Origin of the sequence: Hymenobacter sp. YC55, from assembly GCF_029433095.1 — a bacterium.
Classification (GTDB): Bacteria; Bacteroidota; Bacteroidia; order Cytophagales; family Hymenobacteraceae; genus Hymenobacter.
The window spans coordinates 2,723,428-2,739,054 of record NZ_JARNTX010000001.1; the positions used below are offsets into that span (position 1 = coordinate 2,723,428).

Annotated in this window: 16 protein-coding genes; 11 read left to right on the forward strand and 5 right to left on the reverse strand. The window is 54.4% G+C overall.

The genetic code is table 11. The features are described from left to right. Positions 1–106 precede the first annotated feature (106 nt). The 5 genes from bcp to P1X16_RS11515 all read left to right on the forward strand — a co-directional run bounded on the left by bcp (position 107) and on the right by P1X16_RS11515 (position 4,974). The gene (gene bcp / locus P1X16_RS11495) at positions 107–556 is read left to right on the forward strand and encodes a thioredoxin-dependent thiol peroxidase (RefSeq protein WP_277228919.1); all 450 of its coding nucleotides are present in this window, start codon (positions 107–109) and stop codon (positions 554–556) included. Positions 557–656: 100 nt separating this feature from the next. Further along, positions 657–1,559: a transketolase gene (locus P1X16_RS11500; RefSeq protein WP_277228921.1), complete on the forward strand. Its 903-nt coding sequence runs from the start codon at positions 657–659 to the stop codon at positions 1,557–1,559. 201 nt (positions 1,560–1,760) lie between these two features. After that, on the forward strand, positions 1,761–3,134 hold the full coding sequence (locus tag P1X16_RS11505; protein ID WP_277228923.1) for a VWA domain-containing protein: 1,374 nt from the start codon (positions 1,761–1,763) through the stop codon (positions 3,132–3,134). 11 nt (positions 3,135–3,145) lie between these two features. Beyond that, entirely contained in the window at positions 3,146–3,973 is an 828-nt protein-coding gene (locus tag P1X16_RS11510) for a phytanoyl-CoA dioxygenase family protein (RefSeq protein WP_277228925.1), read from the forward strand. Between the two features lie 44 nt (positions 3,974–4,017). Then, entirely contained in the window at positions 4,018–4,974 is a 957-nt protein-coding gene (locus tag P1X16_RS11515) for a transketolase C-terminal domain-containing protein (RefSeq protein WP_277228927.1), read from the forward strand. A gap of 120 nt (positions 4,975–5,094) precedes the next feature. Here the strand turns inward: P1X16_RS11515 and P1X16_RS11520 are convergent, their stop codons facing one another. The 3 genes from P1X16_RS11520 to P1X16_RS11530 all read right to left on the reverse strand — a co-directional run bounded on the left by P1X16_RS11520 (position 5,095) and on the right by P1X16_RS11530 (position 8,878). Then, positions 5,095–5,637: a hypothetical protein gene (locus tag P1X16_RS11520; protein WP_277228929.1), complete on the reverse strand. Its 543-nt coding sequence runs from the start codon at positions 5,635–5,637 to the stop codon at positions 5,095–5,097. 167 nt (positions 5,638–5,804) lie between these two features. After that, positions 5,805–6,449 carry a zinc ribbon domain-containing protein gene (locus tag P1X16_RS11525; protein WP_277228931.1) on the reverse strand — a complete coding sequence of 215 codons (645 nt, stop codon included), beginning with the start codon at positions 6,447–6,449 and terminating at the stop codon, positions 5,805–5,807. A gap of 104 nt (positions 6,450–6,553) precedes the next feature. Further along, a complete protein-coding gene (locus P1X16_RS11530) occupies positions 6,554–8,878 on the reverse strand; it encodes a DUF5060 domain-containing protein (RefSeq protein WP_277228933.1) in 2,325 nt (774 codons plus the stop codon). 216 nt (positions 8,879–9,094) lie between these two features. On the opposite strand from P1X16_RS11530, the gene P1X16_RS11535 reads away from it, so the two are divergent. Further along, complete coding sequence (locus P1X16_RS11535; RefSeq protein WP_277228934.1) at positions 9,095–9,778, forward strand: DUF481 domain-containing protein; 684 nt, start codon at positions 9,095–9,097, stop codon at positions 9,776–9,778. A gap of 16 nt (positions 9,779–9,794) precedes the next feature. Here the strand turns inward: P1X16_RS11535 and P1X16_RS11540 are convergent, their stop codons facing one another. Beyond that, entirely contained in the window at positions 9,795–10,766 is a 972-nt protein-coding gene (locus P1X16_RS11540; RefSeq protein ID WP_277228936.1) for a hypothetical protein, read from the reverse strand. Positions 10,767–10,876: 110 nt separating this feature from the next. Between P1X16_RS11540 and P1X16_RS11545 the strand changes: the two genes are divergently transcribed. From P1X16_RS11545 to P1X16_RS11560, 4 genes are all read left to right on the forward strand, one after another. Then, positions 10,877–11,419: an RNA polymerase sigma factor gene (locus tag P1X16_RS11545; RefSeq protein WP_277228938.1), complete on the forward strand. Its 543-nt coding sequence runs from the start codon at positions 10,877–10,879 to the stop codon at positions 11,417–11,419. Between the two features lie 104 nt (positions 11,420–11,523). Next, positions 11,524–11,970: a hypothetical protein gene (locus P1X16_RS11550; RefSeq protein WP_277228940.1), complete on the forward strand. Its 447-nt coding sequence runs from the start codon at positions 11,524–11,526 to the stop codon at positions 11,968–11,970. A 36-nt stretch (positions 11,971–12,006) separates the two neighbouring features. Continuing rightward, entirely contained in the window at positions 12,007–12,489 is a 483-nt protein-coding gene (locus tag P1X16_RS11555) for a Spy/CpxP family protein refolding chaperone (RefSeq protein WP_277228941.1), read from the forward strand. A 94-nt stretch (positions 12,490–12,583) separates the two neighbouring features. Further along, a complete protein-coding gene (locus P1X16_RS11560; protein ID WP_277228943.1) occupies positions 12,584–13,792 on the forward strand; it encodes an aspartate aminotransferase family protein in 1,209 nt (402 codons plus the stop codon). 80 nt (positions 13,793–13,872) lie between these two features. On the opposite strand, the gene P1X16_RS11565 is transcribed toward P1X16_RS11560, so the two are convergent. Continuing rightward, on the reverse strand, positions 13,873–14,310 hold the full coding sequence (locus P1X16_RS11565; protein WP_277228944.1) for a TerB family tellurite resistance protein: 438 nt from the start codon (positions 14,308–14,310) through the stop codon (positions 13,873–13,875). 266 nt (positions 14,311–14,576) lie between these two features. Between P1X16_RS11565 and pfkA the strand changes: the two genes are divergently transcribed. Next, the gene (pfkA, locus tag P1X16_RS11570; protein ID WP_277229547.1) at positions 14,577–15,548 is read left to right on the forward strand and encodes a 6-phosphofructokinase; all 972 of its coding nucleotides are present in this window, start codon (positions 14,577–14,579) and stop codon (positions 15,546–15,548) included. Positions 15,549–15,627: the final 79 nt, after the last annotated feature.

A 15,627-nucleotide genomic window follows, 5' to 3' on the forward strand; every position in this document is an offset into this window, starting at 1 on the left:
AGATGTGCAGCGAACCGCTGCGGCTGCGCCGACTTTGCTGGCTAAGACTGCGGCCAAGCTTCCTGTGTTTCCGCGCTCCTGCTACATTTGCCGAAACACTTTGTCTATGTCACTTCCCCAAGTTGGCGACCTCGCCCCCGATTTCACTGCCAAAGACCAGAACGGCACCACGCACCGCCTCGCCGACTACCAAGGCCGCCGGGTGGCGCTCTACTTCTACCCCAAAGACGACACCTCGGGCTGCACCGCCCAAGCCTGCGATTTGCGCGACAACTACCAAAGCCTACAGGCCGCCGGTATTCAGGTGCTTGGCGTCAGCATCGACAGCGAGAAGTCGCACCAAAAGTTTGCCGCGAAGTATGAGTTACCGTTCCCGCTACTTGTTGACGAAGACAAGAAGCTGGTAGAAGACTACGGCGTGTGGCAGGAAAAATCGATGTACGGCCGCAAGTACATGGGTACCATGCGCTACACCTTCCTCATTGATGCCGAAGGCAAAATCGAGAAGGTGATTACCAAAGTCGACACCAAGAACCACGCCGCGCAGCTGCTGTAGCCTTCGGGCACGGCCCATTTTACGTCAGCCCGAAGCGGAACGGCAAGCCGCCCAGCCACTTCCTCCTTTACCTTATTCCTCATTTCACTTACTCGAATCTATGTCGCAGGACACGTCTTTTGCTGCTTCTTCCGAAACGCACACGCCCGAAGCCACCAAGTCAGTTGCGGAGCTAAAACAGATTGCCTCCCAAGTGCGGCGCGACATCTTGCGCATGGTGCACGCCGTCAATTCCGGTCACCCCGGCGGCTCGCTCGGCTGCACCGACTTGCTGGTGGCGCTCTACTTCAAGGTGATGAAGCACACCCCCGAGCCGTTCGATCTGAACGGGGTCGGGCAAGACCTGTTCTTTCTTTCCAACGGGCATATCTCGCCGGTATTCTACTCGGTGCTGGCTCGTTCGGGCTATTTCCCGGTAAGCGAGCTAGCTACTTTCCGCAAGCTTAACTCGCGGCTGCAAGGCCACCCGGCCACCCACGAGCACCTGCCCGGCATCCGGGTGGCCTCTGGCTCGTTGGGCCAGGGTCTGAGCGTCGCCATTGGTGCTGCGCAAGCCAAAAAACTCAACGGCGACAACCAGACTGTGTTCGTGCTTATGGGCGACGGGGAACTGGAAGAAGGCCAAGTGTGGGAGGCCGCCATGTACGCCCCGCACCACAAAGTCGACAACCTCATAGCCTTCGTGGACCGCAACGGCCAGCAGATCGACGGCCCCACCGAAAAAATTGGTGGCCTCGGCGACCTGCGCGCCAAGTTCGAAGCCTTCAACTGGCGCGTGCTCGAAACCGACGGCAACGACCTCGAAAAGCTATTGCCAACCCTTGAAGAAGCGCAGTCGCTGCTTGGTCAGGGCCAGCCGATTATGGTGCTGATGGATACGCAGATGGGCTTCGGGGTTGACTTCATGATGGGCTCACACAAATGGCACGGCGTAGCGCCCAACGACGAGCAACTGGAAAAAGCCCTGCAGCAATTGAGCGTAGAACGGGCCAGCGACTACTAAGCGCTTATTTGGGTGGTAATGGCGTTGTTTTTATACAAAGCCAGACTGGTATTGCGTTGCACTAACAGAGTTCTTTCCCTACTGCAAAGCGTTCTGGCCTTTCCTCTTGCGTCTGTACTGCCGTTTGGCAGACCGACTAACAAGGGGAAAGGCCAGAGTTAGTTTCTCTCGATGGGCCGGTTAGTTGTTCTTCTGTGCTGGATGTTGTGGCTGGTTAGCGGGGCCGAAACGGGGTTGCACGCTCAGAACGTGCCGCCTGGAAAGCCGCGGGTTACGCGCATCTTGTTTTTGCTGGATGCCTCGGGCTCGATGCTGGCGCCGTGGGAAGGCCGCCCACGCATGGACGTAGCCAAAAGCCTGCTGGCCAAGATGGTGGACTCGCTGAACACGTACCCGAACCTAGAACTTGGGCTGCGGGCCTACGGCCACCTACACGACAAGTCGGAAAACAACTGCGAAGACTCCAAGCTGGAAGTGCCTTTTGCGGCCAAGAACGCCGAAGCCATTAAGAACCGTCTCAAAACCATCGAGCCCAAAGGCAACACGCCTATCACCTTCTCCCTGCTACAGTCAGCCGGTGACTTCCCCACCGACAACACGGCCCGCAACGTGCTGATTCTCATTACCGACGGTTTGGAGTCGTGCAAAGGTGACCCGTGTGCTACGTCGCTGGCGTTGCAGCGCAAACGGGTCTTTCTGAAGCCGTTTGTGATTGGCATCGGGGCGGAAAAGGAGTTTGGCAAGCAGCTGGAATGCCTGGGTCAGTACTATAATGCGGCCGACGTAAAAACCTTCCGCACCATTCTCAACGATGTGGTGACTCAGACGCTAGCTAAAACCACCGTGGCCATCAACCTCACCGATGAAGCCGGCAAACCCGTGGAGTCGAACGTGAATATGACCTTCATCAACAACATCACGGAGCAGCCCGAATTCAACTACGTCCACTACCGCGACGCCCAAGGCAAACCCGATGTGCTCGACGTTGATGCCCTGCAGAGCTACGACTTGGTTATCAACACGGTGCCGCCCGTACGTCAGCAAAACCTGCCCATCAAGCCCGGCAAGGCCAACGTATTCACCTACAAAACGCCTCAAGGCACGCTGTGGCTCCAAAGCCCGAACACACTGGGCAACCCCTACGGCACGGTGCAAGCCGTAATCCGACAGGCCGATAACGAGAATACGCTGCTGGCTCTCCCCTTCGGGGCGCGACAGAAGCTGCTGGCAGGCAACTACGAGGTGGAGCTACTAACCTTGCCCCGCCAGCTGCGGCGCATCACCATCAAGCAAGGGCAGGAAACGGCCGTCACATATGTTGCCCCTGGCACCCTCAACATCATCACCGACCTAAAAGGCTACGGCAGCATTTACCGCCTCAACGATGACGAGTCGCAGACCTGGATTTACAACCTCTCGGACGGGGGTAGCAGCAAAGTGAACGTGCCCATGCAGCCAGGGGCTTACCGCTTGGTATTCCGCACCAAAAACGCTACCGGCAGCAAATTCACCGACGTACGCAACTTCACCATCCGCCCCGGCCAAACCACTTCAGTGAGTTTGTTTGGTAAATGATAATATCAGGAATGAACAAGAACAGTCATGCCACGCTTGCCGAAGCACCATTACAACATGCTCATTTGCAGCATCCTGATGATACCCTAGAAACCTTTGAGCAAGAGGCTAAGCTGCTTGCTACCGTAGGGTACGGCGTACTGCCTGACATTTTCTCGGCCGAAGAAGTTGCCGCTCTACTGCGCACTGTAGAAGCTGCCGAAACCACCTCCCCTAATTTCCGCCGCAGCCAAGATGTGTTTGCCATCCGCAACTTGCTCGGTGAAATTCCAGCCCTGAAGGAGCAATTATTGACGCCAAAGTTGCGGCAGTTATTGGCAGTGCTTTTCCCCAGCACTACACCTCATCTAACCAAGGCTATATACTTCGATAAGCCAGCCGGCTCCAATTGGCTGGTGGCCTGGCATCAAGATGTGATGATAGCCGTGGACGGCCAACTCGACTTGCCCGGTTATGGCCCCTGGACCAATAAGCAGGGTGAGACAACCGTGCTGCCACCCCGTCAGATTCTGGAAAGCATCGTCACCATTCGGCTGCACCTCGACGACTGCGACGCCACCAACGGCGCGCTTAAAGTGGTTCCCGGCTCGCACCAACACGGTGTAATTCCCAACGATCAGCACCCAGCCTACACGCCGCACGTCATAACCTGTGCGGTACCTGCTGGCGGCGTAATGCTAATGAAGCCCCTAACGCTTCACGCCTCCAACCGCAGCACAAGCACCCGCCCACGGCGCGTTATTCACCTGGAGTTCAGCGCCGCCGAGTTGCCGCAGGGTTTGCAGTGGCGCGAGCGGCAGGATATTTCCTTACCCAAGAAAGCCTACGTGTCAGCTTGACGCGAGACAACAACTAGAAACACTACACTCTCCAACCTCCATACATGAAAGACTACCCCTACACCGAATCAAAGGATACCCGCAGCGGCTTTGGCGCGGGCTTGCACGAGCTAGGCAAAACCAACCCCAACGTAGTAGCCCTGTGCGCCGACTTGGTAGGCTCATTGAAAATGGATGCGTTCATCAAGGACAACCCCGAGCGGTTTTTCCAGGTGGGCATTGCCGAAGCCAACATGATGGGCCTAGCAGCGGGCCTTACCATTGGTGGCAAGATTCCTTTCACGGGCACCTTCGCCAACTTCAGCACGGGCCGCGTTTACGACCAAATTCGGCAGAGCATTGCGTACTCCAACAAGAACGTGAAAATCTGTGCTTCGCACGCCGGCCTTACGCTCGGCGAAGATGGCGCTACGCACCAGATTCTGGAGGACGTGGGCATGATGAAAATGCTGCCCCACATGACCGTCATCAACCCCTGCGACTACAACCAAACCAAAGCCGCCACCTTGGCTATTGCCGAGTACGAAGGCCCGGTGTATTTGCGCTTCGGTCGGCCGGTTGTTCCCAACTTCACCCCTGCCGACCAAGTGTTTGAAATTGGCAAAGGCGTTGTGCTCAACGAAGGCACCGATGTGAGCATCTTCGCAACGGGTCACTTGGTATGGAAAGCCATCTTGGCGGGCAAGCTGCTGGCTGACAAAGGCATCAACGCTGAAATCATCAACATCCACACCATCAAGCCCCTCGACGCACAGCTGATTCTGGAATCGGTGCGCAAAACACGCTGCGTGGTAACGGCCGAAGAGCACCAGATGAACGGCGGCCTCGGCGACTCTATCGCGCAGCTGCTGGCGCGCGAAGAACCCTTGCCCCTGGAAATGGTAGCCGTCAACGACTCATTCGGCGAAAGTGGCACCCCCGACCAGCTGATGGAGAAATACGAGCTTAACGAAGCCGCTATTGTGCGTGCCGTAGAGAAAGTAATGGCCCGCCGGAATTAGCGGAAAGTAGGAGCTTACATAAAAGCCTCTGCCACTTTAGTTGTGGCAGAGGCTTTTATGTAAGCTCCCTTATCCTGTCAGTTTTTCACTCTTGCATTGAACAGTGCTTGGCACTAGCTGCTAATGCCGAAGATTAGCCCATCGTTGCTCAAGCAGCAAGTCTAGGCTCTGCCAGTACGAGCGGTTGCCAAATGTATAGTCTTGGTAGCAAGCCAGGAAAGCTTCCGTGTCTTGCTCTACTTCCAGCATGGCCTCGGGCGCGGCGGCAACCGCCCGGTCGTAATCGGCAGCTAATCCGTAGATCCAGCCGACTTCTACATCGGCTCTTACCAACGTTCGCAGCCGGTAGAGAGACCTGATAAGTTGGCTCATAGGCCAAGCACCGCTAATCAACTGCCGGTGCAACCAGCCTAAAGCAGGCCGCACGGTAAAGAAAGTATCTGGAAACAAGTTTTTGAGGTAGGCTGGCACCTCCAGCTTATTGGTGTGCAGAATACGGTAAAAGCCAATAAAGAAATCTTCGGGATTTTCTTCGTGCAGAAGCACCTCGTCCACCCAGTCGCTGATATCGGCTAAGGTGAACAACTCTAGTTGCAAGCCCAATCGAGCATAGAAAACAGCTTCCTCTACAGGTACTCCCCGAAATTCGCTATCCAGATTCATGGCTACTTTCTCCTTCCGCTGTAAGGATATTTGTTAGCCCAATACGCAGCTTGGCCGTGTTCGGAAGCGTGCCTACCACATTAGTTTTCGGCAACAAGCAAGTAGCGCCTACTGCCAAGACAGTAGGCGCTACTTGCTTGTTGCCGTGAGGACGGAAATTGCTGCTGTTATTGCTTGGTGCCGCACTCGGCACAAAACCGCTGATCGGCTTTCATTGTCGCGCCACAATCCACGCAGAATTTTTCCTTGGTTTGTGCGAGAGCAGCATTGGGGGTGCCGCACTGGGGGCAGAATTTCTGCCCTGGGTTGAGTTTAGTGTTGCAGCTTTGGCACTGCACTATCCCGCCCCGATTGAGGAAGTCCAGTTCTTTGGTATAGTCCTGAGCGCGCGTTTTAGTATAGATCTGCTCGCGACTGGCCTGAGCCTGTTGGGCAGCTAGCTCTTCGTGCTCGTCGGGGGCGCAGTCTTCGCAGAGGCCCGCCTTGGAATTCCAGCATACATCGGGGCAAACCCAGTGGCCGCAGCGGGTACATTGCTTGAAGTATTGCTTGCCTTCAAGTACCGCTTTCTCCATTGCCTCGTCGTGCGCTTTGCCGCCAATAGCCCGCTGCACATGGTAGGCGGCATTGCCAGCCTCATGGAACATGCCTCCAAACAAACTACCCGCAGCATTAAGCAAGCTTCCGGCAATGCCAACCGCATTGGGCTGAAAGCGAGACATGTGGCCGTTGCGGCATTTGTCGCAGTAGAACTTGAATTGGAATCCTTTGTCAGTCGATAAGTCGTCGTGGTTGGCGACAAACTGAATCATGTTGCTCATAGGTAGGCGTGGTTTTCCCCTAAAAATAGCATATCTGCATATTCATTTCTACAAGCAGTCAGCTGGGGGCGCAATAAAGCCCATACTTTCTAGCTTTATTTCTTGATTGGCGCCTTACGTATAGTTTTCACAGGTGCTTTAGGCACAGCTTTTATGGGTGTTTTCGGCGTGCTTCTCGTTGGTGCTTTCTGTGCGGTTTTAACCGGCGATTTAACAGGGCTCTTCACAGGCAGCTTCGGCTTAGGAGTAGGTTCAGGTAGCCAAGTTGCTTTAAACCCGTAGTCGGGTGCGTAAGGCGGTGTGCCTAGGGGCCGGAGGGGAGGCACCGTGAAGGTGAGCTTGCCATCGGCGGCGCGTGCTTCGCTAGTGAATTTTGCAATAACTCCTCCCTGCTCGTCTTTGCCATCACCATTGAGGTCATAGAACGGATAGGTACTGAAAAACTCCAGCTTATACCGACCGGGACGCGCTACATTTAGAATGGTTACTTGCTGATTAATCAGGGCCGGAATACTATCGGGTGAGGCAGGTTGGTTATCATTGAGTGTAGCGCAGTAAGTACTGGTAGTTGAACCGGTTGAGTGCGGCAAATTGTACCAATAATTATGGCGGTTGTGCACCCAGCCGACCACACGAGCCGAACTGCGGAGAGCAAATACTTCCAGCGCAGCATCCGTAGTGGAAGCACCGGAAGGCACGAAAGCAGAATTTTCGGAGTCGTCTTTTTCAACGGCCCACACCGGAATACAATTACCTACTGTTGTAGGCGAGTGTACCACGTCCTTAGGGCCAGCAGTACCTGGACATGGACTGGCTACAGGTTCGTTTGCTTCTTCGAAAATGGGGCAATCTGCTAGAAACGTGCTTAGAGGCCGGAAATAATGGTATTGCCCGCCTTGGCAGAGCCCAAACACTTGATTGGCCCACCAATACATGGCGGCTCCCCCCGAGCCATTGAAGGTCGACGACCACAAGGTGTTGTGCATCTCGTTGAGGTCGTGGAAGAGTTGGTTGGGTGGGTAACGCTTGGCCGTGAAGCTAGAGGTGCCATACCAACAGTCGTTTTCCAGTCCCAAAGCAAACTCGGCTAATTGGTAGGGCTTACCGGGAAACAAGTTAGCGGCTCGGCGCGCCATAAATGCCCGCTGATGCTCCACGTTAAGGTCGGAACTGTAATAGTGGTCTTGCACAAAATCCACCTCCGGTGACGTGTAAAGCGCTACTGCTGTGTCGCGGGGGTAAAAGCTGCTGAATGCATACCCTGTGTTGGTGGTGTAGAGATGCTGCGGCGCCAGGGAGCGAGCATAACCCAGCATCTCGTCGGTCCAGTGGCGCACATGGAGCGGGTTTTTAATGTCCCAATAATTATCGTACGGAACCGGTGAACGGTAGCCGTCCACCTCATTCATTAGCTCGGTGGCAAACCACGCGGGAGAATATCCCCAACGAGACATTATGTAGCGAATACGCTGGCGCAGCAGTTGCCGGCACAACGAGTCCGTGAAAAAACGCGACGGTGGAGTATCAGCAGGCAATAGAGCCCAATAGGGATGCTGACGCCAATTGTGTCCGAATTGCTCGGTATCCGTTATTTCGTCGGGCGTCATGAGTGCTACCTGCAGATACACACGACGACGAGCAGCGTACTCCACTACCTCATCGAAGTCGTAAGCCCGATTTTGACGGTTGTCGTAACGTCCCGCCTGGTCACCTGCTGCTTCAATACCAAATTGCGTGGGCGTCATGAAAACCCGTGCAAAATTACCCCCACTGTTGGCGATGCGCGCAATGCCCATGCGTGCATCCAGATAAGGCAAGCGGGTATAAGCATCTGCTTTTCCGTTGTTTACTAGGTTCATACCCAGTGGAAAGAAGACACGACCATCCGCATAAGCAAAGTTGCGCCCATTCCGGTGCTTGCCTATATAACCCGTATTGGTGGAAGCTGCCACCGTCACATAAGTAACAGGCCCGTAGATGGTTGAGTCGTTACGATTCACCACAATTCGGTAGCGCCAGCGCCCAGCGGTAGGTGGCGCGAATCGAATGCGCCAAGGTAGCCGGGTGGCTATCGGCGTAAGATATTTTGGATCTTCTGGACACGTAGGGCAGTATAAGCAAGTATCAGTGGCGCTCATTCGCGGAAAAGGGGCACACGTGGTACACCGCTTGAAATCCTGATACCAGAAACCTAGCGCCTGATACACGCTGTCCTGGGGCGATACAAACTCAGCTCGTACCGTAATTTCGTTTGGATCGTATGGATTGCCAACCGGGGCAGTTGCCAACGACAGTCCGAGCTCTAGCTTCTGAAAGCGGGCTGGAGTTGTGTTACCAACCTGGCGCACCTCCCGAATCTGTAGCGCCCAGGCTGATGGCACCAGCACTAGCCAAAACCATAAGACAAACAAGAAACGCATGAGCAGCAACAAATAAATCAACTTGCAAGCAACGAAGAAATTCGTCGCACAGAGTATCTCTGATTGTAGACAAAATTCCGCTCAGGAAAGCCCTTGCTTTCTTTTCACTTCATAACCAGCCCTTTCCATCTTCTTACTGCTTGCGCTGGTTTCTAAGTTTATTTGATGGGTTTAGTATTTTCCTGGTCTAGTACTGTGTTGCTCTTGCTGTTATCCGTGGTTTCCACGCATGCACAACGCTCCGATACCACCATTATTCGCTACGTTGGGCAGCTTAGCGGCCAGTATACCTCGGGTGGAGTGAACCGAACGTTGTTAGCTACCACGCACTCCGTCACATTTTTACGCGGCCAGCATTTCGGGGCACCGGTGAGTGGCAGCTTCACGTATGGCAAACAAGACCAGTTGCTGAAAGAGCGGGAGTTTCTGTTCAACGCCACCCCTTACTACCGGCTCAGCCACTTCCGAGCCTACGGCATTGGGGGCTACGAACGGAGCAACCTGCGGGGCATCGACCACCGTATTCAACTGGGATTAGGGCCAGGCTGGGCTTTCTATACCGACTCGTTGGGGCGCGAAGTATCCGTGAGCAACCTTTTCATCCGGGAGGCCACCTACTTTCGGGACGGCAGCCAGCGTATTGTCTCGCGCAGCTCATTGCGGCTACGCTTGGTGTACTCGAAGGGCGTGCTTGCCCTTAATTCGACCACGTTCTACCAGCCCAACCTCGCGGGCTTTGGCGACTACCGCGTCAATCAGCTAACTACGCTGGCGCTGCACTTTACCACTCGTTTTTCCATAACGGCCAGCTACATCTACACCCACGAAAGCCGCGTGCTGGAGGGCGCACCCAACGACAATACCAACCTGACGGTGGGCGTAGCATTCAGTACGCCATAAAGCTGCAGCTATTACTTTACTTCTTCTGAAACTGACTCAGATAGGCCAGGGCTGCCGTTTCATCACGTATTTCAGTTGCCGATAAATAGCTCAGCAGCGGATACAGTTGTTGCTTGAACACCACAAGCTCTGGATGCTTGCCGTGGAGGATTTCATGCATTGTAACAGCACCATTAGTCAGTATTCTTGGCGCCAGCTGCCGAGGTATTTGGTGTTGCGCCAACATAATGGCCAGCATAGTAGTAACAGTCGGATTGGGAGCATTTAACGCTTGTATATAAGCAGGCAAAACTTTCGCCCAATTGGTTGGTGGAACAGAGTGGTACTTGAAATACCCTCTGACGGCTTGCATAGCCCATGTACCTATCAGTGGGTCTTGCATAAAAGGCACTAGCTGATGTGCATCGGCTTCAACTCGTAGCTTGGTGGCTATTTGAACCAAGGCTTTTTCCCGCACGGTGTCGGCAGCAGTACTGCACAACACAGCCATACACTGCGGAATCGTCAGTTGGTTGGGAGTCTGCAATTTCCGGAGCATAGCCTGATAGATCGAAGTAGTAGTGCGGACAAATCGTTTTTGGATTGCGCGCACTGCCGCCGAATCGTTGGCTTGGTTGGCATAAAGACTAGTAAGGGCTTGCTGGAACTCTGCTGTATGTAGCTGCTTAATCATAAACGTATTGTTAAGCTGATGGCTTATCGCCACGTTTGGCGTACTACCTTTCTCACAAGGCTGGCTTTCCGCCGAGCGTAGCGTTACTAAGCTGATATGGTCCATTCCAAACACATTAGCTTCTTTAAAGCCCATTGGTCGAATAGCCGCTTCACACACTGTTTGCTTGTTGCGGTTTAGGGCGTCTACTAAGTTTTGAGCGGACATTCCTACCGGCAGGCCCCATACTTCTACTTCTTCTACTTTGATTTGAGCACTAGCTTGCAAGCAGCCACATACCAAACTCACCACTAACACAAAAGCTAACCACCTCATAATCTATTAGTATTATATTGAAATTCAAGGTACCCATTTCCGTGATTAAACCTGGCTTATTCGCACGCCTCTAACCCGTCACTACGCCGCTCCTAACCCACCTCCCCTGCTTGGAAGACCAAGACATCCTTGCCAAGTTTGCCGACCCGGCCGCGCGCAACGTGGCTTTTAATCAACTGGTGCGCAAGTACCAAACGAAAGTGTATTGGCACATTCGCAAGATGGTCGTCGACCACGATGATGCCGACGACCTGACGCAGGACGTGTTTGTGAAGGTGTGGAAACACCTAGAGAGTTTCCGGCAAGATGCATCCCTCTACACTTGGATTTACCGCATTGCCACCAATGAATGCTTGAGTTTTTTGGCCAGCAAGCGGCGTAAGTTTTTTCTGCCTCTCAACGATGTAGGAGCAGAATTGGCCGCCAAGATAGAAGCTGACCCTAGCCTAGCTGGCGACGATATCGAGTTGCGCCTGCAGAAAGCCATCCTCAAGCTACCCGACAAGCAACGCTTGGTTTTCAACTTGCGCTACTACGACGAAATGCCCTACGAGCAGATGGCCGAAGTAACCGGAACCAGCGTGGGGGCCCTGAAAGCCTCGTATCATCACGCCGCCAAGAAAATAGAACAGTACATCAATGAACAAGCATAGAACATGTTTTCCGCTGATTTTGTCGGCAAAGACTGGCTGCTGGACTCAGTGAAAAAGTCTGATATCGTATTAAACCTTGAGGGCTTTACTGCCTCTAAACCATTATGAAAACTCCTTTTCGTCTGGATGAACACCCGCGCCGGCCACAGCCGTTGGCTCCGCCGCCGGACGGCTACTTCGACCGACTGCCCATGCAAATAATGAAGCGGGTAGAGCCAGGTTCGGCTGCTAGCAGCTGGGCGGGTCTGCGCTGGCTGAGCGCTTTGTCGGCGCCTGTGCGCACGGCTTTGGCCGCTGGTGTGGTGTTGAGTGGCTTTGTTGGCTCCTTTCTTTTAAGTGAAAACTCCTCAACCACTACTACCCACTTGGCCGCCGTGCCGCGCACCGAAATGGTGGAATACCTGCTGGCCAGTGAGCAACCCGTAACCCTTACTGACTTGGCGGAACTACCTGTCACCGAGCAAGCCCTACCCGAAACGCCCCTGCAGGTTTCGCCCGATGAATTGCAGGAAGTGCTGGACACGCAGCCTGTTGAAGACATCTATCTATAAATCTGTACTTTGTCACCGTCTCACCCTATTAGCTTCATGAAATTCCTGCTCCGTAGCTTGCTTCTGCTTTGCTTGCTGGCAACCTTCCCCGCCGCGGCTCAGTCCGGCCCGGGAGGTCGGCAAGGCCGCATGAGCCAGATCGAAAATGCCAAGATTGCCTATATCACCGAGAAGATTTCGTTGACGCAAGACCAAGCACAGCGCTTCTGGCCCGTGTACAACGAGTATTCGGCCAAACGCCGAGAACTGTACCACACCATGCGTAAACTCCGCGTTGACGACGAATCTGCGCTGACTGATGCGCAAGTCAAGGAAAACTTAACCAAGGCATTAGCCTTGCGCCAACAAGAAGTGGACCTCGAGAAAGACTATTTCAACAAGTTTCAGAAGCTGCTCTCTATTCGGCAGGTAGGCAAGCTGTTCCAAGCCGAGCGCCAATTCACCAAGGAAGTGCTGCGCCGAGTAGCCGACCGCCCCGGTGGGCCGCCCGCAGGACCCGGCACAGGGGCCATAAACTAAATAAAAAGGCTGCTTCGGCAGCCTTTTTTGTTGTTGGCAGCACCGAGTCGGCCGGAAATCTGTTTCGAGCTACTGCTACCCCTACCTTTGCCGCATGCTTACTCCTCGCCAGCTTTTTCTGCGCCACCAAGCCCAAACCTCTGATTTTCCTTTGCTGCTCGAAATCGAGCAGGCCGAAGGCGTGTACATGTATGGGCCAGATGGCCAACGTTACCTTGATTTGATTTCCGGCATTGGTGTCAGCAATGTGGGGCACCGCCATCCGCGCGTCATCGAGGCCATCAAAAACCAACTCGACAAATATTTGCACCTGATGGTGTACGGCGAACTAGTGCAGGCTCCTCCCGCGCAGCTCGCTCATGCCTTGCACGAAACCCTGCCCGTCCACCTCGACAGCGTGTACTTCACCAACTCGGGTGCCGAGGCCATCGAAGGCGCCCTCAAGCTTGCCAAGCGCCACACAGGCCGGACGGGCTTCGTATCAAGTTTCAATGCCTACCACGGCTCCACCCACGGCGCCCTAAGCATCACTGGCTCCGAAAACTTCAAGAACAGCTACCGCCCCCTGCTCCCCGATGTGCGCCACATCCGCTACAACCAGCTCGACGACTTGCTATTGATCGACGAGCACACGGCGGCCGTGGTTATGGAGACGGTGCAGGGCGAAGCAGGCGTGCGGGTGCCCGAACCAGGCTATTTGCCGGCCTTGCGCCAGCGTTGTACCGAGGTGGGTGCGCTGCTGATTTTAGATGAAATCCAGTGCGGTTTTGGGCGCACTGGAACCTTCTGGGCTTTCGAGCAGTTCGGCGTCACCCCCGATATTCTGGTGTGTGCCAAGGGCATGGGCGGCGGTATGCCTATTGGGGCCTTTATTTCCTCGCAAGAAATTATGGCGGGGTTCAAAACCAACCCCATTTTGGGGCACTGTACCACGTTTGGCGGTCACCCGGTGTCGTGCGCGGCCTCGCTGGCTACGTTACGTGCTATTCAGGAGGAAAACATGTTGGCGGGAGTAGCCGAAAAGGCCGCTCGTTTTCGGCGGCAGCTCGTGCACTCCGCCATTCGAGACGTACGGGGGTGCGGGCTGCTGATGGCCGTCGAGTTTGATTCGTTCGAGGTGCTCAAGCCCATCATCGACCGGGCACTTGCCCACGAAGGCATCCTGACCGACTGGTTTCTGTTCTGCGACAATTCCCTGCGCTTGGCCCCGCCCCTCATCATCACCGACACCCAAATTGACGAGGCCTGCGCCGCCTTGCTGCGGGCCATAGAGTTTGTTTGCGGGGTGGAGAGTCAGAAATAAAACAAGTGGCCCTTGCCCCTATCTCCGAGAGATATTGGCAAGGGCCACTTGTTTTGTAACTAAGGCCGGTCGCTAGCAGATTATCCGCACGCTCTCTTCAAAAAAGCCTGCGTATCCGATTTAATTACCTCCCGATCCATGCCATCTTTTACGCCTTGCGAAATTTTCTTTACCAGTAAGCCCACAATGTCTTTGCGGAAGCCTAGCTTTTCGGCCATGATAGTACAGAAGTCCATTTCGCTGTCGTCCACAATGCCGTCGGCTAGCATCATGTCCACCATGTCAAATATTTGGTCGAAGCGCTCCGAATCATTATCGGGAACGACTAGTCGGTTCAGGTTGCTGTTGGCTACGATAGACCGAATTTGGTCGGCCCGCATGCCGTTTCGCTTGCCTACCGTCACGATGAAGCTCATTTCCCGTTCATCAAGGTGACCGTCGGCTTTGGCCAGCGCAGCCAGATTCTGAATGTGACTTTTTACTTTCCGAGTCTGCTCATTTTCAAAAAAACCGAACATAAGGGAGGGACTATATGAGGGAACGGGGAACAAAGAACGAGAGCACGAAAGCCACTTATTGGCCACGGCGAGTTGTAAGATACTCGGCCGTGCGCTGGTTTCCAATAAGCCGCTTACGCAAGTGAAAACAAAATAGTCGTATTGAAGCTAGGAAATTTAACAGACCGATTTTAGAAACCGGGCGGCCATTTGCTAACGATTTACCACCTTTGCCCGTTCCGTGCGTCTGGTTTATAGCAGGCGCCTTCTGAAGCATAAGAGTTATGATGAAACGCATCGCAGTTTTCACTAGCGGCGGCGACTCGCCGGGTATGAACGCCTGCATCCGCGCCGTAGTACGTACGGCTGTGTACCACGGCATTGAAGTGTATGGCATCATGCGCGGCTACAGCGGCATGATCAAAGGGGAGTTCGTCCGGCTGGACTCGGCTTCCGTGGCCAATACCATCCAAAAAGGTGGTACCATCCTCAAATCGGCCCGCAGCCAAAAATTCACAACCAAGGAAGGAAGGCAACAGGCTTTCGACCAGTTGGTCAACAATGGCATTGAGGGTCTGATAGCCATCGGCGGCAACGGTACCTTCACAGGAGCCACCATCTTCGAGCAGGAGTTCGGCATTCCGACCGTAGGGGCACCCGGCACCATCGACAACGACCTCTACGGCACCGATTACACCATCGGCTACGACACCGCCGTCAACACCGCCCTCGAAGCCATCGACAAGATCCGCGACACGGCCGACTCGCACGACCGGTGCTTTTTTGTGGAGGTGATGGGCCGCGACTCGGGCTACATTGCTATTCCGTGCGCTATTGGGGGCGGCGCCGAAATTGTGATGGTGCCGGAAACTCAAATGTCGACCGAGTCGGTAATTGACACCTTGCAATCCAGCTGGCAGCGCTCCAAAACTTCGTTTATTGTTGTTGTGGCCGAGGGCGAGGTGGAAGGCAATGCGCAGATTGTGGCGCAACGCGTGAAAGAGGCTATTCCGCAGCTCGACACCCGCGTAACGGTTATTGGCCATATTCAGCGGGGAGGCTCGCCTTCCGCCGCCGACCGTATGCTGGCCTCTCAGATCGGTATTGCCGCTGTCGAGGGCTTGCTGAACGGGATGCGCAACGTAATGGCCGGCATCATGAACCGCCAGTTGGTTTACACCCCTTTCCATGACACTATTTACAAGAAGAAGCTTATCAACCAGAGCTTTATGCGCATGGTAGAAATCCTGAGCGTGTAAGTTTTCTTAGCAAGAAGAAAGGGGCCGCAACCAACCTTCGGGTTAGTTGCGGCCCCTTTTGTGTATACTAGCATTTCGC

Excerpts from the sequence above, each read along its gene's own strand:
- bcp (WP_277228919.1), top strand. The coding sequence starts at position 107 with ATGTCACTTCCCCAAGTTGGCGACCTCGCCCCCGATTTCACTGCCAAA.
- P1X16_RS11505 (WP_277228923.1), top strand. The coding sequence starts at position 1,761 with ATGTTGTGGCTGGTTAGCGGGGCCGAAACGGGGTTGCACGCTCAGAAC.
- P1X16_RS11565 (WP_277228944.1), bottom strand. The coding sequence starts at position 14,310 with ATGTTCGGTTTTTTTGAAAATGAGCAGACTCGGAAAGTAAAAAGTCAC.
- P1X16_RS11525 (WP_277228931.1), bottom strand. The coding sequence starts at position 6,449 with ATGATTCAGTTTGTCGCCAACCACGACGACTTATCGACTGACAAAGGA.
- P1X16_RS11500 (WP_277228921.1), top strand. The coding sequence starts at position 657 with ATGTCGCAGGACACGTCTTTTGCTGCTTCTTCCGAAACGCACACGCCC.
- P1X16_RS11510 (WP_277228925.1), top strand. The coding sequence starts at position 3,146 with ATGAACAAGAACAGTCATGCCACGCTTGCCGAAGCACCATTACAACAT.
- P1X16_RS11550 (WP_277228940.1), top strand. The coding sequence starts at position 11,524 with ATGAAAACTCCTTTTCGTCTGGATGAACACCCGCGCCGGCCACAGCCG.
- P1X16_RS11520 (WP_277228929.1), bottom strand. The coding sequence starts at position 5,637 with ATGAATCTGGATAGCGAATTTCGGGGAGTACCTGTAGAGGAAGCTGTT.
- P1X16_RS11515 (WP_277228927.1), top strand. The coding sequence starts at position 4,018 with ATGAAAGACTACCCCTACACCGAATCAAAGGATACCCGCAGCGGCTTT.
- P1X16_RS11560 (WP_277228943.1), top strand. The coding sequence starts at position 12,584 with ATGCTTACTCCTCGCCAGCTTTTTCTGCGCCACCAAGCCCAAACCTCT.
- pfkA (WP_277229547.1), top strand. The coding sequence starts at position 14,577 with ATGAAACGCATCGCAGTTTTCACTAGCGGCGGCGACTCGCCGGGTATG.
- P1X16_RS11555 (WP_277228941.1), top strand. The coding sequence starts at position 12,007 with ATGAAATTCCTGCTCCGTAGCTTGCTTCTGCTTTGCTTGCTGGCAACC.
- P1X16_RS11540 (WP_277228936.1), bottom strand. The coding sequence starts at position 10,766 with ATGAGGTGGTTAGCTTTTGTGTTAGTGGTGAGTTTGGTATGTGGCTGC.
- P1X16_RS11530 (WP_277228933.1), bottom strand. The coding sequence starts at position 8,878 with ATGCGTTTCTTGTTTGTCTTATGGTTTTGGCTAGTGCTGGTGCCATCA.